Below are 23,658 nucleotides of genomic sequence, written 5' to 3'. Positions count from 1 at the left end.
GGGGAATCACGGGCGTGACCTCCGGCGAGGACAGCATCCTCGGCGGAACCCAGGTCATCGCCCCGATCACCGCACCCATCACCGTCGCCGGCAACGCCATCTCCGGCATCGGCGACAGCGACAGGCTCATCGACCACCGACGTCAACACCGGCAGCAACGGCGGTGGGATCACCGGCGTGACCTCCGGCGAAGGCAGCATCCTCGGCGGAACCCAACTTCTGGCGCCGATCTCGCTTCCGGTCACCATCGGTGGCAACGCCATCTCGGTCATCGGTGATAGCGAATCCGGCTCGACCACGGTCGTGCCCGGTACTCCCGGGACTCCTGGTAACCCTGGAACGCCTGGAACGCCTGGAACGCCTGGCACCCCTGGCACGCCGGGTGAGCCGGGTACGCCGGGGACACCTGGAACGCCCGGCACGCCCGGTGAGCCCGGAACCCCGGGTGAGCCCGGAACCCCCGGCACGCCTGGCCAGCCCGGAACGCCCGGTGAGCCCGGAACACCCGGTCAGCCCGGAACCCCCGGCACGCCTGGTCAGCCCGGGACGCCTGGTCAGCCCGGCAGCCCTGGTCAGCCCGGCACGCCTGGTCAGCCCGGAACACCCGGCACGCCCGGACAGCCCGGAACCCCGGGTGAGCCCGGAACGCCCGGCACGCCCGGTGTCACCGGCACATCCGCTGACCCGTCGCTCGCTGCGCAGCGCGTGATGGGGGGCACCGCCTTTGCCTCCACGCCCCTCGCCGCCACCGGCGGCGCGATGACCGGCCCGGCAGCGGTGCTGCTGGCGCTCGGACTCATCGCCCTGGGCGCGGGCCTGCGGACGGTGCGGCACCGTACGGCGTGACACACCCGATCACGGTGCGTGCCGCGAGGGACACGCACCGTGATCGTCACGCCGTTACGACGGTTGCCGCGGAGCACCGGCCTCTGGGGATGGGCCGCTCCGCGGCATCCGGCAACACATCATCTTGGCGACCGTCGGCGAGCCACCCCGATCGCATCGGCTCGTGCTCCGACGACGCCGCTGGCCCCGCCGAGAAACCACGATCCCGCCCAGACCCGCGCCGATGTGTGGTGTCTCGGCGCAGATGTGGTGTCTCGGCGCGGAGCACGTCGGAGGAGGGTACGCGAGAGAAGGACATAGCCCACAACGACGACGGATGCCGCGGGGCCGCCCTCTCGGAAGAGGGCCGCTCCGCGGCATCCGGAATCCGCTCTGCGGGTTCGCGCCTACTTCGCGGCGATGACCAGCAGCGTGATGACGGCGGTGAGGTCGTCACGCAGGCGAACGGTCGCCTCGTGCTCGCCCACGGCCTTGATCGGCGAGGTGATGTGGATGGTGCGCTTGTCCAGCTCGCCGAGACCGGCGGCCTTGACGGCGTCGGCCACGTCACCGGTCTTGACCGAGCCGAACAGACGCCCCTCGGCGCCGGCCTTGACGGTCAGCTTGACGGTGTTGGACTCGAGACGGTTCTTCAGCGCCACGGCCTCTTCGTGGTCGTGGAAGGCGCGGGCCTCGCGGGCGGCGCGAATCGACGCCACCTGCTTCTCGCCACCGCGGGTCCACTGCACGGCGAAACCCTGCGGGATCAGGTAGTTACGGGCGTACCCGTCCTTGACATCGACCACGTCACCGGCGGAGCCCAGCCCGGCGACCTCGTTCGTGAGAATCAGCTTCGACATGGGTGCTCCTTAGCGGCCAGCGCCGGAGTAGGGCAGGAGCGCCATTTCGCGCGCGTTCTTGATCGCACGGGCGATCAGACGCTGCTCCTGCACCGAGACGCCGGTGATACGACGGGCGCGGATCTTGCCGCGCTCCGAGATGAACTTGCGAAGCGTGGCGACGTCCTTGTAGTCAATGACGCCGACGCGAGTCGGCTTCGCGGGAGCGGTGGGCTTGCCACCCTTCCGCGGCTTGCGGCGGTCGCCGCTCGACTTTCCAGCCATGGTGTTCCTTTACGTTTCTTGAGATCTTTAGAACGGAGTGTCGTCGCCGTAGGCGGCGGACCCGGGGGTGCTCCAGGCGTCGGCGCCGCCACCGGCGTTCGACGAGCCGGGGGTCGCCCACGGCTCATCCGCCACCTGTGCCTGCTGACGGCTTCCGCCGCCGCCACCGCCGCCACCGCTCGACGCGCGCGTGACCTGGGCCGTCGCATAGCGCAGCGACGGGCCGATCTCGTCGACCTCGAGCTCGATGGAGGTGCGGTTGTTGCCCTCGCGGTCCTGGTAGTTGCGCTGCTTCAGGCGACCGGTCGCGATGACGCGGGAGCCCTTCGTCAGCGACCCGGCGACATGCTCGGCGAACTCCCGCCAGACGCTCGCCCGGAGGAACAGCGCGTCGCCGTCCTTCCACTCGTTCGCCTGACGGTCGAAGGTACGCGGCGTCGATGCGATCGTGAAGTTCGCGACGGGCAGGCCGTTCTGCGTGTAGCGCAGCTCGGGGTCTGCCGTGAGGTTGCCCACGACGGTGATGATCGTTTCGCCGGCCATCGTCGTTACGCCTTCGCTTCAGCCGACTCGCGGCGCGGGGCCCGGGCGGGAGCGGCGGCCTTGCGGGCAGCCTTCTCGTCGGCGCGCTTCTTCTCGGCGGCGACCATGGCCTGGGCCTCTTCGGCGCGGAGGACCTTGGTGCGCATGATGCTCTCGTTCAGCTTGAGCTGACGGTCGAGCTCCTGAGCGGCCTCGCTGGTCGAGGTGAAGTTCACGACGGCGTAGATGCCCTCGGTCTTCTTCTGGATCTCGTAGGCAAGACGGCGGCGGCCCCAGATGTCGACGTTGTCGATCGAGCCATCAGCGTTGGTGATGACCTTCAGGAACCTGTCGAGGTTCGGGGCGACCTGGCGCTCGTCGATCTCAGGGTTCAGGATGACCATGAGCTCGTACTGGTGGATGTGCGTCACTTACCCACCTCCTTCGGACTAGAACGGCTGCCGGGCATTTCCCGGCAGCAGGAGGGTGTGTGCACGTCGTCACGGGCTCACGGGCGTGAGGCCCAGCCGGACAACCCTCCCATGCTACCGGATCGCCCGTCCCGGCGCGATTCCGCGGATCAGCCGAGCGCGTGGGCGATGGCGCGGATCTCGTCCGCGCCGACGCGGCAGCACCCGCCGATGCCCTGCGCGCCGGCGTCGCGCCACGCCGGTGCAGGTCACTCGTGCGTCACGACGCCGGGCGAGGTCGGCGCCTGCGCGGTCACCCTCCGGTCCGCGACGACAGCCTGCAGCAGTGATACGAGCCCCTGGAGACCATCCGCGCGAGCGTATGCGGCGGCGAGCTCGTGCGCGCGCTCGCGGAAAGACGGCTCCCGCAGGACCCGCTCGACCGCCTCGCCGACCGCGCGCGCCGTCGGCGTCGAGGTACGCAGATTGACCCCGGCCCCCGTCCAGCCGACCCGGGCGCTCACCTCGACCTTGTCTTCCGTCTGCCCCGCAACCACCAGCGGGACGCCTGCGGCGAGCGCCTGCTGCACGCCCCCGTACCCGCCGTTTGTGACCATCACGTCGACGAGGGGAAGGAGTCGGTCGTACGGGAGGTAACTCGCCACCCGCACGTTCGCAGGGAGCGCGCCTGTCAGGGCGTCGACCGGGCGCCCTCCCGTGGAAACCACGACGACGGCGTTCCTCTCGGCGAGCGCCTCGAGTGTCGGCCCGACGAGCTGGTCGAAGTCGCTGTTCGCGATCGTGCCCTGTGTCACATGGACCACGGGGCGGTCGGTGTTCAGGTCGTCCCACCAATCGGGAAGTGGAGTCGAGGATGCCGCGGGCGTGAGGGGCCCGAGGAAGTGCACGCTCGGGGAGAGATCCGAACGCGGGTACTCGAATGCCGCCACGCTGAACTGCGCGATCGCCTGCGCGTGCCTCGGCCAGTCGAGGAAGAGGCCGCCGAAGGTGGCGCCCACTTCCCGTCGGCTGAGCGCATCGGCTTCACGCTGCACACCCCCGAAGATGACGTGTCGGGCCGCGACGCGGAGCATGGCGTTGCGCAGCCGGCCGGTCCACCCGGGCAGCGGCGTGACGCCGAGGCCGAACGGCGCTGTGTCGCGGCTCGGGACGCCGAGCGGGAAGATGCCGAGCACGACAACCGGCACCCGCTCCTTCTCGGGCAGATGGAGGGCGAGAGCCGACCCCAGGAACAGCGGCTCGGTCAGCACGGCGTCGATCGGATGAGCGGCGAGCTCCGCCCTCACCATGGCCAGTTGCGCCGGCGCGGGACGGAGGAAGAGGGTGCTCATGTCGAAGCGGAGAGCGGCCGGTCCGGTCAAACCGACACGTTCGGGATAGGCCTCGTCGGCGTGGTCGAGATCGACATCGGCGTCGTCCGTCAGCGGGACGAGCTCAGCGCCGGTGGCCTGCACCGCCGCGGCGTACCGCGGACTGGTGAGGAATCGGACGGTGTCACCGCGACCGACCAGATGGCGAGCGATCTGCAGCAGCGGCATGACGTGACCGTGAGCAGGCGTGCAGGTGATGAGAAAGGTGGACATGAGCGGACTCCCCCGTAGAATCGATAACCCCACGAAGTATTCACCACACCGTTAGGTTAGTCAATACATGTCGCCTCCCCCTCCCCCCGGCCGAAGTTATCGCTCCGAACTTCGCGCCCAGCAGGCCATGCAGACGCGCCAGCGCATCGTCGCGGCCGCCGCTGACCTCTTCGCCACGCAGGGCTACCAGGCGACCACCCTCGCCGCGATCGCCCGCCGGGCGGGTGTCTCGGCCGAGACCGTGAAAGCCGCGGCGTCCAAAGCCGAGCTCCTCATCGCCGCCTTCGAGGTGACCTTCGCTGGAGCGGAGTCGGCCCGGTCTCTGACCGACACGGAGGTCGCGGCCGCGGTACTGGACCTTCCCGACGACGTCTTCCTCGACACGGTGATCCGGCAGATAGCCCTGGCCAACGCCCGCGGCTACGCGCTGTGGACGGTGCTGCTCGGCGCCGCGGCATCCGATCCCGTCGTAGAGGCGGCTTTGCAGGGGATGCTCGAGCGACGTGCCGCCGACTACCTGCGCCTGGTCGACGAGCTGATCGCGCGACGGCTCGCGCCCCCGACGTCGGAGCGCCGCGAGCGCGCGGCCGCGGTCTCGTTCCTTCTGTCACCCGAGGGGTATCAACAGCTGGTGGCCCAATCCGGACGGACGTACGAGGACTACCTGACTTGGGTGGGGCAGGCCGTGCGGGCGGAGATGTCCCGGTCCGCCCGGTAGCCTGGCGCCGTGGGTGGGACACGGATAGAATGGACCGGGGAGGTCGCCGCGGGCGACTGGCTGAGCGACCGGGTCGACGCGGACGGTCCCTCCTGGGGCGCGACCATGCACGCCTGGGTGCCGCGCGGGTACGAGGCCTACGCACGGATCTTCCACCCCGCCGACCGCGATCGCCCTGTCGGACGCTCGTGGCCGCCGCTCCCTTACGATCGCCACCACCGCGAGTGGGCGGCCTTCCAGGCCGACGCGCCCCAGATCGACGTCGAACGGGTGAGCTGGTCCGCCGCCGCCGGGGCCTTCGGCACCACCATGCATCCGCAGGCCCAGTGGCAGAGCGTCGTCGGACCCCGCGAGGTCGAGAACGAGGACGGACCGAGGGATGCCGCGGGCTGGCGCTACCTCGATCCTCCGACCGGTCAGCTCCCCGGCGATCTGCTCGCCGCGACCGTCCGCGCGCTTCGTTCGCACACGACCACCCCCGCCGACGGTTTCGTGGCGCTGTGGGAAGGCTGGGGTGGCCTGGTGGGTGGCCTCGGGTTCGGTCCGTCACGCGTGCTCCTCACCGCTGACGGCGACCCCGCCGGCCCGGCCACCGATCGCCACGCCAGCTTCCTCGCCACTTCGGTGCGCGACCGCTTCAACGATGTGTTCCGCAAGCCCTCCTGGCAGCCGGGCGTGCTCGACGATGAGGTGTCGCGAGGACCACGGCTGCGGTTGCCGAACCGCGACCACGTCCTCTTCCACGCCGACCTGGCCGTACTCGCCGACCCCGAGTGGCCGTGGCAGGCGCCGTGGCGCGACACCGCGTTGGAGCCGCCCGGGGGCCCGGCATCCGCTGTGTCACCGAGCCTCGCCTGGCCGGCTGATCGCGCCTGGGTCCTCGCGACCGACGTCGACGCCGATTCGACCGTGATCGCGGGCTCTGCCGCAGCGATCCGCGCGGTGTGCACCGATCTGCGCCTCGAGGCGTGGCCCATCGACGAGGGCGCGGACCTGTCGTGGGGCGGCGACGAGGTGAACGCATGACCACGCCGGGCGACGGTGGGATGCGGACGGCCTACCCGTTCGACGCCGATCCGCTCGTGCAGCCGGTCGACGACCGGGCGGTACGCGAGTTCGCACGCCGGCTTCGCGCCGAAGGGCGCGTCGCGAGCGTGTTCTCGTCGCCTCAGGCGATCGTCGGCCTCGTCGTCGGCGGCATCGCCGTGCTCATCGTCGGGTCGAGCGCCCTCAGCATCTTCGTCGGCGTCTTCGCCGCGTTGGCGCAGAACGGCAGTGGCGCGTTCAGCCTGGTCGCCATCGTGCCCGTCCTGTTCTTCGCCGGCGTCATCGCGCTCGCGACGGTGTTGACCGTCAGATCGCTGCGCGGCGGAAGCGAGCGCTGGTACCGCCTCGATCGGTTCGCCCGGGCGAACGGCATGACCTACGTGCCGCAGTTCGGTTCGCCGGGCCTGCCCGGCATGATCTTCTCGCAGGGGCGGTCGCGCCGGTCGACCGACCTCGTGCGCGGGGAACGGCCACGATTCGTGGAATTCGCGAACTATCGCTACGTCACCGGTTCGGGCAAGAACCAGACGACTCACAAGTGGGGCTACGTGGCTGTGAAGCTCGACGTACCCCTGCCCCACATCGTGCTCGACGCCACCGGCAACAACGGGCTGTTCGGCTCGAATCTGCCGCTCGCCTTTGACAGAGACCAGCGTTTCGGACTCGAGGGCGACTTCGATCGCTACTTCTCCCTCTACTGCCCGGCCGGCTACGAGCGCGACGCCCTCTACCTCTTCACCCCCGACATCATGGCGCGCTTCATCGACAACGCCGCGGCTCTCGACGTCGAGATCGTCGATGACTGGCTCTTCCTCTATGCCAAACGGGACTTCTCCACCCTCGACCCCGCCACGTGGGCCTGGCTGTTCTCCGTCGTCGGCGCCCTGCTCGACAAACTCGCGCAGTGGGCGCGCTGGCGCGACGAGCGGCTGGCCGATGGAACCGTGCATGCCGCGCACGCCGCAGCCGCGGCATCCGCCCTGCCCGGGTCCGGACCGTCGGCACCCGCCGCGACCGCCGTCCCGTTCTCGGTGCCGGCGGCGGCGCTGCGTCCGCCGCCCGGGGTCGCCGCCCCCGGGCGGCGCCTCAGACGCGGGGTGCCCTGGGCCGCGATCATCGTCTTCGGTGTGATCGGACTGTTCTGGCTGATCGGCCAGACCGGTTTCCTCGGCCTCTTCTTCCGCTGAGCCCTCCTCCAGCGCGAGCCGGGCATGACCGCGGGGTCGCGGGCGCACACGCCGGAGACGGATGCCGCGCCGCGGCGTGTCGGGCCCGGTCCCCGCGGTTGCGCCCGGCCCGGGAAGTGGCGGCCCGGAGCCGCCGGCGGCGGGTGGGGTTAGGGTGTTGCGGTGCAGATTCGTGTGACGCCCGCAGGGCACGAGGAGGTCGCCGGCGCTCCGTGCGCCGAGCGGAGGTAGTCGCGCGCGCCGCGGAGCGGCGCCGACGCCTCTTCCTCGCGGGCGGGTCAGCCCGCAGCATCCGATTCCGCTCGCTCCGGCGAGCCGCACACGAAAGCCGTGACCATGCACGCACTCACCGAGAAGGACATCCGCGCGTCCTTCGTCAACGCCTCTCAGCGCGAACGCGCCGCCGTCGTGATCCCCGATCTCGCCGAGATCGACTGGGACGAACGCGACTTCCTCGGCTGGCGCCCGTCGAAGACGCCGCTCGCCGCCTACGCGGTGATCCCCGTCGACGACGACCTCGTCGGGATCGTCCTCCGCCAGACCGAGCAGCGCACGCTCGCTCGCACCCAGTGTTCGTGGTGCGAGGACGTGACCCTTCCGAACGAGGTCGTGCTCTTCAGCGCGAAACGCGCCGGCCGCGCCGGCCGCAACGGCAACACGGTCGGAACGCTCGTCTGCGAACACTTCGAGTGTTCGCAGAACGTCCGCCGGCTGCCGCCGCCCGCCTACCTCGGCTTCGACGTCGAGGCGGCCCGGGCACGTCGGATGGAGGCGCTCCGCCTGCGCATCACCGACTTCGCGCGCGACCTCCGCGACAACACCTGACGCGACCCCGCTCGGTGCTGCGCCTACCCGTACGACCGGACGGGCAGCGCAGCACCGGGACCGGTCAGGTCGCGGGCGTTCAACGCGTCGGCCGAGTCGCGCTCGCCGCCCGTCGGCTCATCCATGCGCACCCGCTGCAGGGGAAGGGCATCCGGATGCTCGCGGCGCACCCAGCTCGCGAGATGCTCACGCACCAGGCAGCGCAGCGACCACAGCTTGTCCGCGTCCGCGGCGCTGACCATGACGCGCACCTGCAGCATCCCGCCGCTCGCATCGGTCACCACGACGCCGCTTCCCACACCGTCCCAGAGATCGGTGGTCGCCAGCAGGCGGTCGACCTCATCGCGCAGGGCGTCGACGTCGACCCGCCAATCGAGATCGAAGAACACCGTGCCCATGAGGGCCCGGCCGAGCTTCGTCCAGTTCTCGAACGGCGTGGTGGTGAAGTAGGTGCACGGCAGCACCAGCGTGCGCTGATCCCAGACCTCGAGCACGACGTAGCTGAGCGTGATCTCGCGGATCTTGCCGTACTCACCCTGCACGACCACGACATCTCCGACCCGGATCGCCTCGCTGAAGGCCAGCTGCACCCCGGCGAACAGGTTCCCGAGGATGGACTGCGCGGCCAGACCCGCGACGATCGACGCGACACCGGCGGAGGCGAGCACGCTCGCACCCACAGCCCGCACCGACTCGAAGGTCATCAGGATCGCCCCGACGGCGAAGATGACGATGACCGCCACGACCAGGCGCCGGATGATCTGCAGCTGCGTTCTCATCTTGCGCGACGAGAAGGTGTCGACGCCGTGGCGCTGGTACCGCTTGGTTCCGCTGTCGACGAAAAAGAGGAACACCCGCGTGAGGAGCCAGGCAGCCGATGCGATGAGGATGATCCCGAGCGTGTGGTGCACTCCGTCTCGCAGAGACTGCCCGACCGGGAGAGCGATGGAGGCGATGAGGAGCGCGATGACGAGCAGGGTCGCACGGAACGGCCATCGCGTGCGGGCGTGCAGCTCTGCCGCCCACCGCCCACGGCGACCGATCAGAGAGAGGGCGACCGAGACGACGATCATCACCGCGAGGGCGACGCCGATGGCGATCGCCAGGGCGAGCCCGAAGCCGGTCCAGGTGCGCCAGCCGTCCTCGAGGGCCTGCGTCACGTTGTCGCCGATATTCCCGTCGTCGGTGGTGAGGAACACACCACTCCCTTCCGTTGCCCGACTTCCACGGTAGACATCGGAGGGGATGACGACGCAAATCCTCACGGGATCTCAGACGCGACGCCCAGGTGCACCGGTGGGTGGGTCGATCAGATCGACGGGGCGAGGCCGAAGGCCCGCAGCTCGACGTCGGAGAGCATGCGGGAGCGGATGACGAACCGGTTGCCCGTCGGCCCCTCGACGCTGAAACCCGCGCCGCGGCCGGGAACGACGTCGATGGTGAGGTGGGTGTACTTCCAGTACTCGAACTGCGCCTCGGAGATGTAGACCTCGATCGGCTCGTCGAGCCCCACCTCCAGCGAACCGAGGTGCACGTCGCTCGGGCCGATGAGGAACATGCCGACCGGGTAACACATCGGGGCGCTGCCGTCGCAGCATCCCCCCGACTGATGGAACATCAGCGGTCCGTGCTGCGCGCTGAGGCTCCGCAGCAGCGTCGCCGCCGCGTCGGTGACCGCCACGCGGCTGTGTGGCTTCGGTTCGCTCATCGGTCACTCCTTTCGGGCGTTTCGTCTCGCTGCGCTCGCTCAACGACCGGGCCGGGGACCGGTCGTTGAGCGAGCCGCGAAGCGGCGAGACGAAACGCCGCCGGGTTCAGAAGAAGCCCATCGCGCCTTCGGCGTACGACACCAGCAGGTTCTTCGTCTGCTGGTAGTGGTCGAGCATCTTCAGGTGGTTCTCCCGCCCGATGCCCGACTGCTTGTACCCGCCGAACGCCGCGTGCGCCGGGTACTGGTGATACGTGTTCGTCCAGACGCGACCGGCTTCGATCGCGCGGCCCGCGCGGTATGCGGTGTCGCCCGAACGGCTCCACACCCCGGCGCCCAGGCCGTAAAGGGTGTCGTTGGCGATCGAGATGGCATCGTCGAAGTCGTCGAACGAGGTGACAGAGACGACGGGCCCGAAGATCTCCTCCTGGAAGATGCGCATGCCGTTCGTCCCCTCGAACACGGTCGGGGCAACGTAGTAGCCCTCGGACAGGTCGCCGCCGAGGTCGACGCGCTCGCCGCCGGTGAGGAGCTTGGCGCCCCCGGCCTTGCCGATGTCGATGTAGGACAGGATCTTCTCGAGCTGGTCGTTCGACGCCTGCGCCCCGATCATCGTCGCCGGGTCGAGGGGGTTCCCCTGCACGATCTTCGACACCCGGTCGAGCCCGTCGCCGAGGAACCGGTCGTAGATCGAGCGCTGGATGAGCGCCCGCGACGGACAGGTGCACACCTCGCCCTGGTTCAGCGCGAAGAACGTGAAACCCTCGAGCGCCTTGTCGTAGTAGGCATCATCCGTCGAACGCGCGACGTCCTCGAAGAAGACGTTGGCGCTCTTGCCGCCGAGCTCCAGCGTCACCGGGATGAGGTTCTGCGACGCGTACTGCATGATGAGCCGCCCGGTCGTCGTCTCACCGGTGAAGGCGACCTTGCGGATGCGCTTGTGCTGCGCGAGCGGTGCACCGGCCTCGATGCCGAAGCCGTTGACGATGTTGACCACGCCCGCCGGCAGTAGGTCGCCGATGAGCTCGAACAGGAACAGCAGGGATGCCGGGGTCTGCTCGGCGGGCTTCAGCACGACGCAGTTGCCCGCCGCGAGCGCGGGGGCGAGCTTCCACGTCGCCATGAGGATCGGGAAGTTCCACGGGATGATCTGCCCGACCACGCCCAGCGGCTCGTGGAAGTGGTAGGCGACGGTGTCTTCGTCGAGCTGGCTGAGCGTCCCCTCCTGAGCGCGCAGCACGCCGGCGAAATAGCGGAAGTGATCGACGGCGAGCGGGATGTCGGCGGCGAGCGTCTCGCGGACGGGCTTGCCGTTCTCCCAGGTCTCGGCGACGGCGATCTTCTCGAGGTTGTCCTCGATGCGGTCGGCGATCTTGTTGAGGATCACGGCGCGCTCCGCGGGAGTGGTGCGCTTCCAGCCCTCGAAGGCGCGCCACGCGACATCCACCGCCCGGTCGATGTCTTCGGATGTTCCGCGCCCCACCTCGCAGAAGGCCTTGCCGTTGACGGGTGAGATGTTCTCGAAGTACTGGCCCTTGATCGGCTCGACGAACTCGCCGCCGATGTAGTGGCCGTATCGGGGACGGTAATCCGCCAGCGAGCCGCGCTCGCCCGGGGCGGCGTAGATGCTCGACACGCCTTCTTCGACGATGGTCATGGATGTCTCCTTCGACAGGTTCGCGACAGGTCGTCGTCGCGTGCCCCGACGCTAGATGAGCGGAGGTTGCATCCGATTGCAGCGTCAGCCTTCGAGCTGTGCCACGCGCGCCACGAGGCCCGCCCGTTTGGGAGACCGCGGGGGCAGCATCGACAGGCACAGGCGCAGCACGTCGACGTCGTCGGCGCCGGCAGCGGTGTCGGCGTAGGCGAGGAGGACATCGACGGACGCCTCGGCGAGCAGCGCTTCGCGGAGGGTCGCAGCGACCGTGCGGCGGAACTCCTCCACACCGGGCGCGACAGAGTCGGGCAGCACCTCGCCTCGGTAGGCCGAGAGAGCGACCCGGTGGGCGCCACGGCCGAGCAGCGAGAGGAGCTGGTGCGCGTCGGTCTCGACAGCGGTGGCCAGGCGGTAGGGGCGCGATGCGGGGACGAGATCGGGAGAGATCTTCTCCAGCACCTTGCGCAGACGCACCATCTCGGCGCGAAGCGTGACGACGGAGCCGGGATCGCCGTAGACGAGCTCACTGAGCCGCTCGGCCGAGAGGCCCTGGCGGTGGACGGCGAGGAGGAGCAGCAGCTCGGCGTGGCGACCGCTGACGTCGACGACCGTCTCGGTGTCGCCCACCCCGACCTCGAGCAGGCCGCGGTCGCGTCCCAGCACGCGCAGGGTCGCGCGGGTGGGTTCCGTGCGCAAGGCGCGAGCCCTCGGGCGCGGTGAGGGGGACGGATGCGACGGCGCTGCCCGCTCGCGCAGGCGCGCGATGAGCAACTCGCCCTCGATGGCCCGCGCCGCGGCATCCACCAGCAGCTGCGCCTGCGGCGTGGCCGCCTCGGGCCCGCCGGTGACGTCGATCACCCCGAGGAGGCGCCGCGTCTCGGGGTCGTGCACCGGCGCCGCCGTGCACGACCACGGCTGCACGAGGCGATTGAAGTGCTCGGCGCCGTGGATCTGCACCGAGCGGTCGAGGGCGAGGGCGGTTCCGGGGGCGGACGTGCCGACCGCGTCCTCCGACCAGTTCGCGCCCGCGACGAAGCCCATGTCGCCGGTCAGGGTCCGGACGCGGTGATCGCCGTCGACCCAGATGAGCCGCCCGGCGGCATCGCCCACGGCGACGATGACGCCCGACTCGGCCGCGCCGCCGGGAAGCAGCAGCCCGCGCACCATGTCGATGACCGACCCGAGAGGATGACGGCGCCGGTACTGCTCCAGCGCATCGGCGCCGAGATCGAGAGGCGGAAGGTCTTCGGCGCCGACGAGGCGCTGGAGCGACCGGCGCCACGACTCGCGCACCAGGGGCCGCACGTCGTCGAGTCGGCGATCGGCGGCGTTGCCGGCGAGGAGGCTCCTCGTGCGCGCGCTCGATGAGCAGCCGCGTGGTCTCAGGCGAGACCTCGCGGCGCGACGACCACGACGATGTCACGCCGGCTCCGTTCGTCAGCGAGCGGTTGCCGCCAGTGTACGTCCGCGCGTCGCCGGGGCGGGCGGTAGCACTCCGTGCCCTCGCCCGGCGAGGGTGCATGTGCGCGCCGAAGATGCAGAGTTCACCCGCATTCTCGGCGCCCGGATGCACTCTCGCCGCATCGGGGGGCGTCGAGTGCGCGGAGCTCGGACTCAGCGGGGAGTGACGATGAGGTTCACTCGGGCCCAGTCGCCCAGCTGTGCGAGCACCGGCACCAGTTCGCGTCCCGCATCGGTGAGCCGGTAGACGACGGCGACGGGCGGACCGGCGTTCACCTCGCGCAGGACGAGCCCCGCATCGGTCAATTCGCTGAGTCGATCCGACAGCACGGCATCGCTGATCCCGGTGACCGTCCGGCGCAGCGCGACGAAGGAAAGCTCGCCGCCACCGAGGGCGTCGATGATCATCCCGTTCCAACGCTTGCCGAGGATCGAGAACGCCAGAGTGACAGCGGCATCGCACTGATGCACCTCTGTCTGCGGCTCGTTCACCCCTTGATCTTACTAGTGCTACGCTCAACTTAGTCACTTTGCTTTTCTTAGTGACTCTTCGTTTCCCAGTACAGATCAGGAGCAGCATGTCCCTCTTCCGTTTGGACGCCAGCGTCTTCCCTGCTCGGTCGGCCAGCCGCCAGCTCGCCGACCTCGTCGAAGCCGAGTGGGTGGGTGCGCACCCCGACTCCTCCGTCACGCGCCGTGACATCGCCGCCGACCCGGTGCCCGCCACGGCCTGGGTCAATGCCGTGACGGGTGGAATGACGCCCGAGTCCGATCGGTCGCCGGAACAGCAAGAGGCCCTCACCCTTGCCCGCACGTTCGCCGACGAGATGCTCGAGGCCGACGCGCTCCTCTTCGCCGTACCGCTCTACAACTACGGCGTCTCGCAGCACTTCAAGGCGTGGTTCGATGTCGCTTACACCGACCCGCGCATCGACCCACAGGGAACGGCGCTGAACGGAAAGCCCGCGACGCTGGTCACGGTCCTCGGCGGCAACTACGCGCCGGGCACGCCCAAGGAGGGATGGGATCACTCGACCGGGTGGCTGCGTCGAGTCTTGCAGGATGTCTGGGGCCTCGACCTTCGCGTCGTGCAGCGTCCATTCACCCTGGTCGGCGTGAACCCGGCACTCGACGCCTTCGCCGACACCGCCGCTGAGCTGCGCGTGAAAGCCGAGGAGGGCGCGCGGCGCTCCGGCCGTGAGATCGCCGAGGCGCATCGCTCGCGCGTCGCCTGACGCTCCGCCGCCGCACCGCTCACCGCGAGAGTGCATCTGCGCGCCGAGAATGCGGGGTTCACCCGGATTCTCGGCGCGCCATTGCACTCTCGGGGCCAAGCCGAACGGCGGCAGGTGGTGCGGCGGTGCGGGGCGCCGCGCCGCTCACGCCGAGCGGGCGGCCCACCAGGCGCGCAGGCGTCGCTCGGCCTCCTCCTCGCCGAGCACGCCTTCGTCCAGGCGTAGGTCGAGGAGGAACCGGTAGGCCTCGCCGACCTCACGGCCGGGGCGGATGCCGAGCACCTCCTGGATGCGGTTGCCGTCGAGCTCGGGGCGCACCGCGTCGATCTGCTCCTGCTGCCGCAGCGCCGCGATGCGGTTCTCGATGTCGTCGTACGCCGAGGCCAGTCGCGCCGCCTTGCGGCGGTTGCGGGTGGTCACGTCGGCCCGGGTGAGGATGTGAAGCCGCTCGAGCTCGGCGTCGGCGTCGCGCACGTAACGCCGGACCGCCGAATCCGTCCACGTGCCTTCGGCGTAGCCGAAGAAGCGCAGGTGCAGCTCGATGAGCCGGGTCACCGTGCCGATCGTGTCGCTGTCGAACCGCAGCGACTGGAGGCGCTTTCGCGCCATGCGCGCACCCTTGACGTCGTGATGGTGGAAAGTGACCCCACCGCCGGGCTCGAGCCGCCTCGTCGCGGGCTTGCCGATGTCGTGCAGCAGTGCGGCCAGACGCAGCGGAACGTCGGGGGCGGCATCCGGGAAGCGCTGCTTCTCGAGTTGGATGGTCTGACGCAGCACGGTCAGTGAGTGCTCGTAGACGTCCTTGTGATGATGGTGCTCATCGATCTCGAGGCGCAGCGCCGGAACCTCCGGAAGGAAGAGGTCGATCAGCCCGGTGTCGACGAGAAGGCGGATGCCGCGCGCCGGGTCATCGGTCTGCAGCAGCTTCACCAGCTCGCCCTGGATCCGCTCGGGGCTCACGATCGAGAGGGTGTCGCGCAGTTCCCCCATCGCCGCCACCGTGTCGGTGTCGACGTCGAACTCCAGCTGCGAGGCGAATCGGGCAGCCCGCAGCATCCGGAGCGGGTCATCGCCGAAACTCACGCGCGGGTCGCCCGGAGTGCGCAGCCGCTGCCCGACGAGATCTTCGACGCCGCCGGTCGGGTCGACGAGAGTGCACGACGGCACCCGCAGGGCCATCGCGTTCACCGTGAAGTCGCGCCGGGCGAGATCGCCGTCGAGGGTGTCGCCGAACTCGACGGTGGGCTTGCGAGTGACGCCGTCATAGCTGTCGGCGCGGTAGGTCGTGATCTCGACGCTCTCGCCCTGCACCTTCGCCCCGATCGTGCCGAACGCACGGCCGATGTCCCACTGCGTGGAGCTGATGGGGGTGACGATGCGCAGGATGTCATCGGGCGACGCGTCGGTGGTGAAGTCGAGGTCGTTCGTCTGGCGCCCGAGGAACGCATCGCGCACCGGACCCCCCACGATCGACAGCTCGCGGCCGGCGGCGGCGAACGCGGTGGCGAGGGTCGACACGACCGGTGATGCGGCGAGCGCGCTCAGGCGCGCCAGGCCTTCGGCCATGTTGAGCATGGCTTCCACGATATCCGCCGGCTCAGTCGGCGAACCGGAGGAAGCCGGTGAAGAGCAGCTCCCGCACCCGCGGCAGCAGGTCTGTGCGCAAGGCGACCGGGTCGACCTCGAGCAGCTGGGCGATCGCGTCGATAAGGGGTCCGACAGCCAGATCGCCGTCACTCGCGCCGACGAGGGCGGCGAGCGCGGGATCGACCGGCACGACGCGGCCGAACCCTCCCCCCTGGTGCAGTTCGATGACCGTGGGCGCTTCTTCTCCAGGGCGGTGGTGGCGGGCCTCCGTCACGTCGGATGCGACCCGGAGGACGGATGCCGCGAGGGCGGCGTCTCCGGCGGGCCCGTCCCCGAGCGACACGAGTCGGGCATGCGCGGCAAGCGAGGCGGCGAGGTCGGCACCGGTGGCCTCGGCGGTGCCGCGGACCCGCTCGTACCGCTCGAGGGTGACGTTCCACGACGGCGGCCGGTGCAGCAGGATGTAGCCGAAACCGACCTCGGTCACCCCGCGGCGGGCGAAGTCGTCGAGCCACGCCTCCATGAGACGGGCGTACTCCGGCGTTCCGGGCGCCGTTCCGCCGTCGCGGATCCACAGTTCCGCGTACGCCAAGGGATCGAGGCGCTCGCGCTCGATCACCCAGGCGTCGAGGGCTACGGGAGCCTCGGCCACCCAGCCGCGCACGCGATCGAGGCCGTCGACACCCTCGCGGTACTCCCAGTTCCCGAGCAGCTGTGCGACGCCTCCCGGAGCGAGATGCACCCCGAGCCCGGTCACCACCTCGGCGACGAGCGCGTCGCCGACGAGTCCGCCGTCGCGGTACTCATATGCCGGCACGCCGTCGACGCGAGGTGTGATGACGAAGGGCGGGTTCGAGACGATCCGTTCGAACTGCTCGCCCGGTTCGAGCGGGTCGAACAGGCTGCCGAACCGTGTCTCCACCTCGGCGACATCGTTGAGCAGCGCGTTCAGGCGGGTGAAGCGGAGGGCGCGCTCGGAGATGTCCGTCGCCACCACCTGTCGCACCCCGCGCCGGAGCCGCAGGGCCTGGATGCCGCAGCCAGTGCCGAGGTCCAGGCCGCGCTCGCCGCTGTGAAGGGAATCGCCTGGCAGCTGCAGTCGCGCGAGCGTCTGCGACGCGCCGCCGACCCCCAGGACATGTCCCTCCGCGAGCGGGCCGGCGAGGGCCGCCTCATCGAGGTCGCTGGCGATCCACCACTCGCCCTCGCCGTGCTCGTCGACGAACGACTGGGGGCGGATGATGGCGAGCGGCCGCACCGCGGCATCCGGGTCGTCCGTCCTCTCCACCAGCCCGAGGGCCACCAGTCCTTCGATGCCCGCGTGGGGCATGGATGCCGCGACGTGCCCCGCGGGCTCGGTGACACCGAGCACGAAGAGACGCCCGAGCACGGCGAGCGGATCGGTCCGGTCACCGAGAGCGGCTACCGCGGGACCGCGCAGACCGCGTGCGATGGCGGTGTCGGCCGTAGGCCCCCAGGCGGCGCGGAGCGCCTCGGAGGTGAACTCGGCGGCGCGGAGGTCGTCGGCGAGCGCGCGGCAGCGCACCGGGTCGGGCTCGGGAAGCGGCGCGACGGTCGGGCGCGAAGCGAAGGGCATCTGCCCATTCAAGCCGATCGGCCGAACCGCCTCGGGCCGGGTGGTTCCCTGGTGCGGGCGCTGCCGATCAGCCGCTGCGCGGAAGGGCATCGGCAACCTCGAAGGCCCGGACCGTAGAATCTCACCCGGCCACGGGTCTTCGGTCGCACACAGCGACTCCCGGGGCCGACCATCTATGACGCTGAGCCCCTCCGATCCGCGGGCGAGATCCCGACGCGGCACGCGCGCCCGCTGGAGCGCGGCGGTCGCCGCGTTCGCGACCCTGCTGACCCTCACCGGGGCGCCTGCCGGCGCGACAGCCGCGGTGCCGGCCGGCCCATCGGTCTCGACGACGCAGCAGGGGCGAACAGCAGCCACCCCCAGTCCGACGCCGACGCCGTCCGACGACGTGCCGGCGCTCTCGGGGGAGGTGACGCTCCTCGTCGCTCCGATCGGCGGTGGCATCGTGGGGGCCGGTCAGCCGCTCACCGCATCGGTGACGGTCGACAACGGCACCGAGCTGCCCACCGTCGGGGCCGAGGCTGTTCTCTCGGTCGGCCTCGAGGCGCTGCCGAACCGCGGCGCGCTCGACGGGTGGCTCGCGGGCAGCGATGGCGCCACCGTGCAGGAGGCCGGCAGGGCACCGGTCGAGCCGGTCGCGTCCGGCGCGAGAGAGACCATCCCTGTCACCGTCGTCGCAGATGACCCCGTCCTCGCCGGGAGAGCCCCCGGCGTCTACCCGATCACCGCGCGGGTCGCCGGCGCCGAGGGCGACCTCGAGGCCCGCAGCGTCATCGTGGTTCCCGACCCCGCCGCCACCGCCGCCGTCGCCGCCGTGGTGCCGATCACCGCCCCCGCACTGTCGGCGGGGCTCCTCACCGCCGACGAACTCGCCGCCCTCACCGCCCCCGGTGGCGATCTCGACGCCCAGCTGACCGGCGTCGAAGGAACGGCCGCGATCCTCGCGATCGATCCGGCCATCCCCGCCAGCATCCGCGTCCTCGGGGACAGCGCCCCGGAGCAGGCCGTCGAGTGGCTCGAGCGCCTGCTCTCGCTGCCGAACTCGCGATTCGCGACCCAGTTCGGCGACGCCGACGTCGCCACGCAGTTGCGGGCCGGGTTGACCGTGCCCCTACAGCCGACATCGCTGCTGTCGTACATGGACGCCGACGACTTCGCCCCGGGGGACGACGAGACCGCTGCAGACGGCGCGGACGGAGACGAGACCGGCGAGAGCAACCCGTCGGGTGCGCCGAGCGCAGGTGGCTCACCCACCCCGGGTGCGACCACCGGAGTCCCATCCGCCACCCCGTCCGCGCCCGCCGACCCCTCGGCCCCCGTCTACCCCGACCTCGCCGAGCTGCTGTCGATCGGCTCGGCGCGTGAGGCGGTGTACTGGCCCGCCGGGGATGGGGTGGCACCCGATACCATCACCGGACTCGCGCCGCTCGGTACCGAGAACTCGCCGGCGCTCACGCTCGTGCCCTCCGTCCGCACCGCGGCCGGCGCGGACGGGGCCGCCGTCGCGGCCCGCGGAGACGCGGAAGGTGCGGGCGTGCTCGTCTACGACAGCCGCCTCTCCGACGCGTTGCAGACCGCCTCGCTCCTCGATGACGCGGTCCTGCGCGGCGCAGAGCTCGCCACGGCCAGCGCAGAGCTCGCCTTCGCCAAAGCCGACGCCGCCGGGGAAGCGCTCATGGTGGCCTTCGACCGTTCGTCGACCCGCTCCTACGTCGCCCTCGACACCGCGATCGCCGCCGCGCTCGAGGCGCCGGGCGTGACGGCCCTCTCCCTTCCGGGGCTCGTCGCCATACCGCCGACGACGGCCGAGATTATCGCGCTTACCGACGATGAGGCCGCTCTCGAAGCCGAGCGTGCTGCCGCGACATCCGCTCTCATCGACGACGAGGCCCGGATCGGCCGGTTCTCGAGCATCATGGACGACCCCCAGCTGCTCACCGGACCCGAGCGCGCTGAGCTGCTGCAGCTGCTCGGGGTGTCATGGCTCACCACCCCCGCCGCCCGCACCCTCGCGCTCACCGAGCACCGCACCGCGACCGAGGAGACCCTCTCGGCGGTGGAGATGCTCCCGCCGAGCACGACGCAGCTCATCAGTGCCGACTCGGCGCTGCGTCCCTGGGTGCGCAACGACCTCCCGTGGCCGGTGAATCTCGAGCTGCGCGCCGCCCCCGACGACGTCCGCCTCGACGTGCAGGAGTTGACGGCCTTCACCGTTCCCGCCGGATCGAACGCCCGCGTCGAGATCCCCGTCCAGGCACGGCTGGGAAACGGCGAGGTGCGGGTCGATCTCCAGCTGCGAAGCCCCACGCTCGAGCCGATCGGGCAGACGCAGTGGGTCGAGGTCGTCGTCAGCGCCGAGTGGGAGTCGATCGGCCTGATCGTGCTCGCCACGCTCGTCGGGATCTTCCTCGTCATCGGGGTGATCCGCACCATCCGGCGCCTGCGCCACCGGAAGACGGCGGATGACGCGGACGACGCGTCGGCTTCTGAACCCGCCGAGCGGGCGCCGTGAGCGGCATCGGGCGCGCAACCGTCCTCATCGGGGCCGGCACGATCGTCTCGCGGGTGACGGGGCTTCTCCGCACGATCGTGCTGGTCGCCGCGATCGGTTCGGTCGGCAGTCGCGCCGCCGACGCGTTCACCATCGCAAACCAGCTGCCGAACAACATCTACGCGATCATCTCCACCGGCATCCTCACCGCCGTGATCGTTCCGCAGATCGTCCGGGCCAGCGCCGACACCGACGGCGGGCAGCGCTTCATCTCCAAGCTGTTCACGCTCGGCACCGTGGTGCTGCTCGTCACCACGGCGATCGCCCTGCTCATCGCGCCGTGGCTGATCGCCGTCTACGCCGACGGCTTCACCGCCGACCAGCTCGCCCTCGCGACGGCGTTCGCCTACTGGTGTCTGCCGCAGATCTTCTTCTACGGTCTCTACGCGCTCGTCGGCGAGACCCTCAACGCGCGTCGCGTCTTCGGCCCGTTCACCTGGGCGCCGATCGTCAACAACGTCATCTCGATCATCGGCTTCGGGATCTTCATCGCCGTGTTCGGGTCAAATCTGGAATTCGTCGACGAATGGGATGCCACGCGCGTAGCCATTCTCGGCGGCACAGCGACCCTCGGCATCGTCGTGCAGGCGGCGCTGCTCCTCGCGTTCTGGCGTCGCACCGGCATCCGGGTTCGGCCCGACTTCGTGTGGCGCGGTGTCGGTCTCGGTCAGGTCGGCCGTCTTGCGGGCTGGACGTTCCTCATGGTGCTCGCCGGACAGCTCGCCGGGCTCGTTCAGACCCGTGTGGTGTCCGAGGCGTCGGGCGACGGCGCGTCGTTGACGGTCATGGCCAACGCCTGGCTGATCTTCATGCTCCCGTACTCGATCATCGTCATCTCGATCGGGACGCCCTACTTCACACAGCTCAGCGAGCATGCCGCCGCTGGCCGCGAGGCCGAAGTGCGTGCCGACGTCGGCCGCAGCATCCGCACCCTCGGCTTCTTCATCGTCGTCGCGACCGCCGCCGTCGCCGTCGCGGCCGTGCCCGCCTCACGCATCTTCACCAACTCCGCCGGTGACGCCGTCGAGGCGGCATGGGTTCTGCTGGCCTATCTCGTCGGGCTCGTGCCCCTGGCCGTGCTGTTCACCGTGCAGCGCACCTTCTATGCCTACAACGACACCCGCACGCCGTTCTTCTTCACCCTGTTCCAGTGCGGAGTCGTTGTCGCCACGGCGTGGGCGGCGGGCGCGGCGCAGCAGGCCGGCATCCTTCCGCTCGAGAGTCTTGCCGCCGCCGTGGCCCTGGGGCAGTCGTTCGCGAGCCTCGTGCAGGTGATCATCGCGACACTGCTGCTGCGGCGACGAATCGGCGACATCCACGTGCGGGGATGGATGCTCTCGCTCGGCCGGTTCGCGCTCGCCGCCCTTCCCGCCGCGGCCGTCGGCTGGGGGTGTTCCTGCTTCTGGGTGGGGTCGACGGGTGGGCGGTGTCGGATCGGTTCCTCGGGGCACTCGGGACCGTGCTGATCGGCGTCGTGGTGTTGGGCGTCTACATCGGAGTGCTCGCGCTTCTGCGTGCGCCGGAGCTGACGCCCGCGTTGGCGCTGGCGAAGCGGTTCCTGCCCGGCCGCCGTTGAGCGCGACCCGCTACCCGTCGTTCACCTCCAGGCTGTGGAATGTCGGGCGTCTACCATGTGTTGAGAACCCCGGAAGCAATCGAAAGGGGCGCGTCGTGCGTCACGTCATCATCATCGGATCGGGCCCTGCCGGCTACACGGCGGCCATCTACGCGGCCCGGGCCAACCTCGAACCCCTCGTCATCGCCAGCTCGGTCGAGGCGGGCGGCGAACTGATGAACACCACCGAGGTGGAGAACTTCCCCGGGTTCCCCGAGGGCATCCAGGGCCCCGAACTCATGGCCAAGATGCAGGAGCAGGCCGAGAAGTTCGGTGCCGAGGTCGTCTACGACGACGTCGTATCACTCGACCTCGACGGAGACGTCAAGCGCGTCACTCTGGGCAGCGGCGCGTCTCACGAGGCCGATTCGATCGTCTTCGCCACAGGTTCTGCGCCGCGCAAGATCGGCATCGAGGGCGAGTCGCGTTTGTCGGGACGCGGTGTGTCGTACTGCGCCACCTGCGACGGCTTCTTCTTCCGCGAGCGGACCATCGCCGTCGTCGGCGGCGGAGACTCCGCGATGGAGGAGGCGACGTTCTTGACGAAGTTCGCTTCGAAGGTCTACGTCATCCACCGCCGGGACGAGCTTCGCGCCTCCAAGATCATGCAGGAGCGCGCGTTCAAGAACGACAAGATCGAGTTCGTGTGGAACAGCGAGGTCGTCGATATCCTCGGTGAGGAGGCCGTGACCGGTCTCGTCCTCGAGTCGACCGTCGACGGGTCGCGTCGTGAGCTCGCACTGGACGGGATCTTCGTCGCCATCGGCTACGACCCCCGTGTGCACCTGGTGCACGGCAAGCTCGATCTCACGGACGCGGGAACGGTGTGGGTCGACGGGCGGTCCTCTCGCACCTCTGTGTCGGGTGTCTTCGCCGCCGGCGACGTGATCGACCCGACCTATCGCCAGGCCGTCACGGCGGCAGGCAGTGGTACGGTCGCAGCTCTCGATGTGGAGCACTACCTCGCTGCGCTCGGCGAGGCCGGGGAGCCCGCACCCGACGTCGCGGAGATCGACAACCTGCCCGATGCCGACGCCGCCTGAGGCGTAAGTCCGCCTGCTCGCGCGGGTTTCGGGAACACCACGGAGCGCGCGAGCGTTTGATCACACAGTTGGATTTTGAAACGAAGGAGACAGCTATGACTGCGAAGGCCACCACCTCCGCCACGTTCGAGCAGGATGTTCTGAAGGCCGACGGCCCTGTGCTCGTCGACTTCTGGGCCGAGTGGTGCGGACCGTGTCGCATGGTCTCGCCGGTGCTGGATCAGATCCAGTCCGAGAACCCCGAGAAGATCACGGTTCTCAAGCTGAACGTCGACGAGAACCCCGACCTCGCGATGAAGTACCAGATCACGTCGATCCCGGCGATGAAGGTCTTCAACAAGGGAGAGGTCGAGAAGACGATCATCGGCGCCAAGCCGAAGTTCGCCCTCGAGCAGGACCTGGCGTCCTACCTGTCCTGAGTTCTCCGCTTGAGAGCCCCGGTCCCCCGCTCGACGTGGCGGACCGGGGCTCTCGTCGTTCAAGGGTCAGCGACGCCGTATTCGTCGAGCGTCAGCGGGCTGTATGCCGCACACGGCATGACCGCGCGACAGCCGTGCGCGGCACTGCTCAAGAGGCGTCAGCTTGAACCGCCGCGTCCCAGCGACGATAGGGGGTGTCGGTTCCCAGGAGTCGCCACACCGCCCGAGTGAGCGGCGGGTAGTCCAGCGCGATCTGACGGAGGACGCGGTAGTGACGCGAGGCGTTCAGTCGAACGCCGCCATTGGCTTCGATGTGCTCGGCACGGAGGGTGAAGACCACCAGTTCGTCCACCGTCGGGAGATCCTCCATGAAGTCCCAAGGGTCTTCGCCCCCGCGGAGTCGCTCGGCGACGATGACGGATAGCTCGTCCGAGGCTTCCGCGCGCAGGAGTTCGAGGCTGGCGCGGCGGCGGGGTGAGCGGTCCTGGGATGTCACTCGACCAGCGTACGTGTCCTCGCTGAT

At 70.0% G+C, this 23,658-nt stretch carries 25 protein-coding genes; 11 read left to right on the top strand and 14 right to left on the bottom strand.

Features of this window, described 5'->3' with window-relative positions; all coding sequences use genetic code 11:
- Positions 1-14: 14 nt before the first annotated feature.
- Both QSU92_RS09470 and QSU92_RS09465 read left to right on the top strand, forming a co-directional pair.
- On the top strand, positions 15-278 hold the full coding sequence (locus QSU92_RS09470) for a hypothetical protein (RefSeq protein ID WP_289261173.1): 264 nt from the start codon (positions 15-17) through the stop codon (positions 276-278).
- A 430-nt stretch (positions 279-708) separates the two neighbouring features.
- Positions 709-846: a hypothetical protein gene (locus QSU92_RS09465; protein WP_289261170.1), complete on the top strand. Its 138-nt coding sequence runs from the start codon at positions 709-711 to the stop codon at positions 844-846.
- Positions 847-1,232: 386 nt separating this feature from the next.
- Here the strand turns inward: QSU92_RS09465 and rplI are convergent, their stop codons facing one another.
- The 6 genes from rplI to QSU92_RS09440 all read right to left on the bottom strand — a co-directional run bounded on the left by rplI (position 1,233) and on the right by QSU92_RS09440 (position 4,485).
- Positions 1,233-1,685 (bottom strand): 50S ribosomal protein L9, encoded by a 453-nt coding sequence (gene rplI / locus QSU92_RS09460; RefSeq protein WP_289261168.1) that lies wholly within the window; start codon positions 1,683-1,685, stop codon positions 1,233-1,235.
- Between the two features lie 9 nt (positions 1,686-1,694).
- Entirely contained in the window at positions 1,695-1,949 is a 255-nt protein-coding gene (gene rpsR, locus QSU92_RS09455) for a 30S ribosomal protein S18 (RefSeq protein WP_289261166.1), read from the bottom strand.
- A 27-nt stretch (positions 1,950-1,976) separates the two neighbouring features.
- Positions 1,977-2,492, bottom strand: coding sequence for a single-stranded DNA-binding protein (locus QSU92_RS09450; RefSeq protein ID WP_289261164.1), 516 nt, complete (start codon positions 2,490-2,492; stop codon positions 1,977-1,979).
- Positions 2,493-2,497: 5 nt separating this feature from the next.
- Complete coding sequence (gene rpsF / locus QSU92_RS09445) at positions 2,498-2,875, bottom strand: 30S ribosomal protein S6 (RefSeq protein ID WP_289265870.1); 378 nt, start codon at positions 2,873-2,875, stop codon at positions 2,498-2,500.
- A 176-nt stretch (positions 2,876-3,051) separates the two neighbouring features.
- A complete protein-coding gene (locus QSU92_RS17585) occupies positions 3,052-3,114 on the bottom strand; it encodes a hypothetical protein (RefSeq protein WP_422880438.1) in 63 nt (20 codons plus the stop codon).
- Between the two features lie 36 nt (positions 3,115-3,150).
- Positions 3,151-4,485 carry a glycosyltransferase gene (locus tag QSU92_RS09440; protein ID WP_289261162.1) on the bottom strand — a complete coding sequence of 445 codons (1,335 nt, stop codon included), beginning with the start codon at positions 4,483-4,485 and terminating at the stop codon, positions 3,151-3,153.
- Positions 4,486-4,612: 127 nt separating this feature from the next.
- On the opposite strand from QSU92_RS09440, the gene QSU92_RS09435 reads away from it, so the two are divergent.
- The 4 genes from QSU92_RS09435 to QSU92_RS09420 all read left to right on the top strand — a co-directional run bounded on the left by QSU92_RS09435 (position 4,613) and on the right by QSU92_RS09420 (position 8,262).
- Positions 4,613-5,203, top strand: coding sequence for a TetR/AcrR family transcriptional regulator (locus tag QSU92_RS09435; RefSeq protein WP_289261160.1), 591 nt, complete (start codon positions 4,613-4,615; stop codon positions 5,201-5,203).
- A 9-nt stretch (positions 5,204-5,212) separates the two neighbouring features.
- The gene (locus QSU92_RS09430; RefSeq protein WP_289261158.1) at positions 5,213-6,229 is read left to right on the top strand and encodes a hypothetical protein; all 1,017 of its coding nucleotides are present in this window, start codon (positions 5,213-5,215) and stop codon (positions 6,227-6,229) included.
- A complete protein-coding gene (locus QSU92_RS09425) occupies positions 6,226-7,437 on the top strand; it encodes a hypothetical protein (RefSeq protein WP_289261156.1) in 1,212 nt (403 codons plus the stop codon). Before QSU92_RS09430 ends, QSU92_RS09425 begins: the two co-directional genes overlap by 4 nt.
- A gap of 336 nt (positions 7,438-7,773) precedes the next feature.
- Positions 7,774-8,262, top strand: coding sequence for an FBP domain-containing protein (locus QSU92_RS09420; protein ID WP_289265869.1), 489 nt, complete (start codon positions 7,774-7,776; stop codon positions 8,260-8,262).
- 23 nt (positions 8,263-8,285) lie between these two features.
- On the opposite strand, the gene QSU92_RS09415 is transcribed toward QSU92_RS09420, so the two are convergent.
- The 5 genes from QSU92_RS09415 to QSU92_RS09395 all read right to left on the bottom strand — a co-directional run bounded on the left by QSU92_RS09415 (position 8,286) and on the right by QSU92_RS09395 (position 13,580).
- Positions 8,286-9,461, bottom strand: coding sequence for a mechanosensitive ion channel family protein (locus QSU92_RS09415; RefSeq protein WP_289261155.1), 1,176 nt, complete (start codon positions 9,459-9,461; stop codon positions 8,286-8,288).
- Positions 9,462-9,571: 110 nt separating this feature from the next.
- Positions 9,572-9,970 carry a DUF779 domain-containing protein gene (locus QSU92_RS09410; RefSeq protein WP_289261153.1) on the bottom strand — a complete coding sequence of 133 codons (399 nt, stop codon included), beginning with the start codon at positions 9,968-9,970 and terminating at the stop codon, positions 9,572-9,574.
- Positions 9,971-10,076: 106 nt separating this feature from the next.
- Positions 10,077-11,627 (bottom strand): acetaldehyde dehydrogenase ExaC, encoded by a 1,551-nt coding sequence (gene exaC / locus QSU92_RS09405; protein ID WP_289261151.1) that lies wholly within the window; start codon positions 11,625-11,627, stop codon positions 10,077-10,079.
- 84 nt (positions 11,628-11,711) lie between these two features.
- Positions 11,712-12,932, bottom strand: coding sequence for a GAF domain-containing protein (locus tag QSU92_RS09400; protein ID WP_289261149.1), 1,221 nt, complete (start codon positions 12,930-12,932; stop codon positions 11,712-11,714).
- A gap of 309 nt (positions 12,933-13,241) precedes the next feature.
- Complete coding sequence (locus QSU92_RS09395) at positions 13,242-13,580, bottom strand: winged helix-turn-helix transcriptional regulator (RefSeq protein ID WP_289261147.1); 339 nt, start codon at positions 13,578-13,580, stop codon at positions 13,242-13,244.
- Between the two features lie 86 nt (positions 13,581-13,666).
- Here QSU92_RS09395 and QSU92_RS09390 point away from each other — a divergent pair, with 86 nt between their 5' ends.
- The gene (locus tag QSU92_RS09390; RefSeq protein WP_289261146.1) at positions 13,667-14,323 is read left to right on the top strand and encodes an FMN-dependent NADH-azoreductase; all 657 of its coding nucleotides are present in this window, start codon (positions 13,667-13,669) and stop codon (positions 14,321-14,323) included.
- A 144-nt stretch (positions 14,324-14,467) separates the two neighbouring features.
- Here the strand turns inward: QSU92_RS09390 and QSU92_RS09385 are convergent, their stop codons facing one another.
- On the bottom strand, positions 14,468-15,898 hold the full coding sequence (locus tag QSU92_RS09385; RefSeq protein WP_289261143.1) for a CCA tRNA nucleotidyltransferase: 1,431 nt from the start codon (positions 15,896-15,898) through the stop codon (positions 14,468-14,470).
- A 22-nt stretch (positions 15,899-15,920) separates the two neighbouring features.
- Entirely contained in the window at positions 15,921-17,507 is a 1,587-nt protein-coding gene (locus tag QSU92_RS09380) for a N5-glutamine methyltransferase family protein (RefSeq protein ID WP_289261141.1), read from the bottom strand.
- A 175-nt stretch (positions 17,508-17,682) separates the two neighbouring features.
- Here QSU92_RS09380 and QSU92_RS09375 point away from each other — a divergent pair, with 175 nt between their 5' ends.
- The 4 genes from QSU92_RS09375 to trxA all read left to right on the top strand — a co-directional run bounded on the left by QSU92_RS09375 (position 17,683) and on the right by trxA (position 23,135).
- Positions 17,683-20,019 (top strand): DUF6049 family protein, encoded by a 2,337-nt coding sequence (locus tag QSU92_RS09375; protein ID WP_289261140.1) that lies wholly within the window; start codon positions 17,683-17,685, stop codon positions 20,017-20,019.
- A complete protein-coding gene (gene murJ / locus QSU92_RS09370) occupies positions 20,016-21,524 on the top strand; it encodes a murein biosynthesis integral membrane protein MurJ (RefSeq protein ID WP_333783418.1) in 1,509 nt (502 codons plus the stop codon). Before QSU92_RS09375 ends, murJ begins: the two co-directional genes overlap by 4 nt.
- A 205-nt stretch (positions 21,525-21,729) precedes the next feature.
- Positions 21,730-22,716 carry a thioredoxin-disulfide reductase gene (gene trxB / locus QSU92_RS09365; RefSeq protein ID WP_289261138.1) on the top strand — a complete coding sequence of 329 codons (987 nt, stop codon included), beginning with the start codon at positions 21,730-21,732 and terminating at the stop codon, positions 22,714-22,716.
- A gap of 95 nt (positions 22,717-22,811) precedes the next feature.
- The gene (trxA, locus tag QSU92_RS09360; protein ID WP_289261136.1) at positions 22,812-23,135 is read left to right on the top strand and encodes a thioredoxin; all 324 of its coding nucleotides are present in this window, start codon (positions 22,812-22,814) and stop codon (positions 23,133-23,135) included.
- 148 nt (positions 23,136-23,283) lie between these two features.
- On the opposite strand, the gene QSU92_RS09355 is transcribed toward trxA, so the two are convergent.
- The gene (locus QSU92_RS09355; RefSeq protein ID WP_289261134.1) at positions 23,284-23,631 is read right to left on the bottom strand and encodes a tryptophan synthase subunit alpha; all 348 of its coding nucleotides are present in this window, start codon (positions 23,629-23,631) and stop codon (positions 23,284-23,286) included.
- Positions 23,632-23,658 lie beyond the last annotated feature (27 nt).

The sequence above is a fragment of the Microbacterium sp. ET2 genome, assembly GCF_030347395.1.
Lineage (GTDB): Bacteria > Actinomycetota > Actinomycetes > Actinomycetales > Microbacteriaceae > Microbacterium > Microbacterium albipurpureum.
This window is presented reverse-complemented; position numbering and strand designations above follow the sequence as displayed.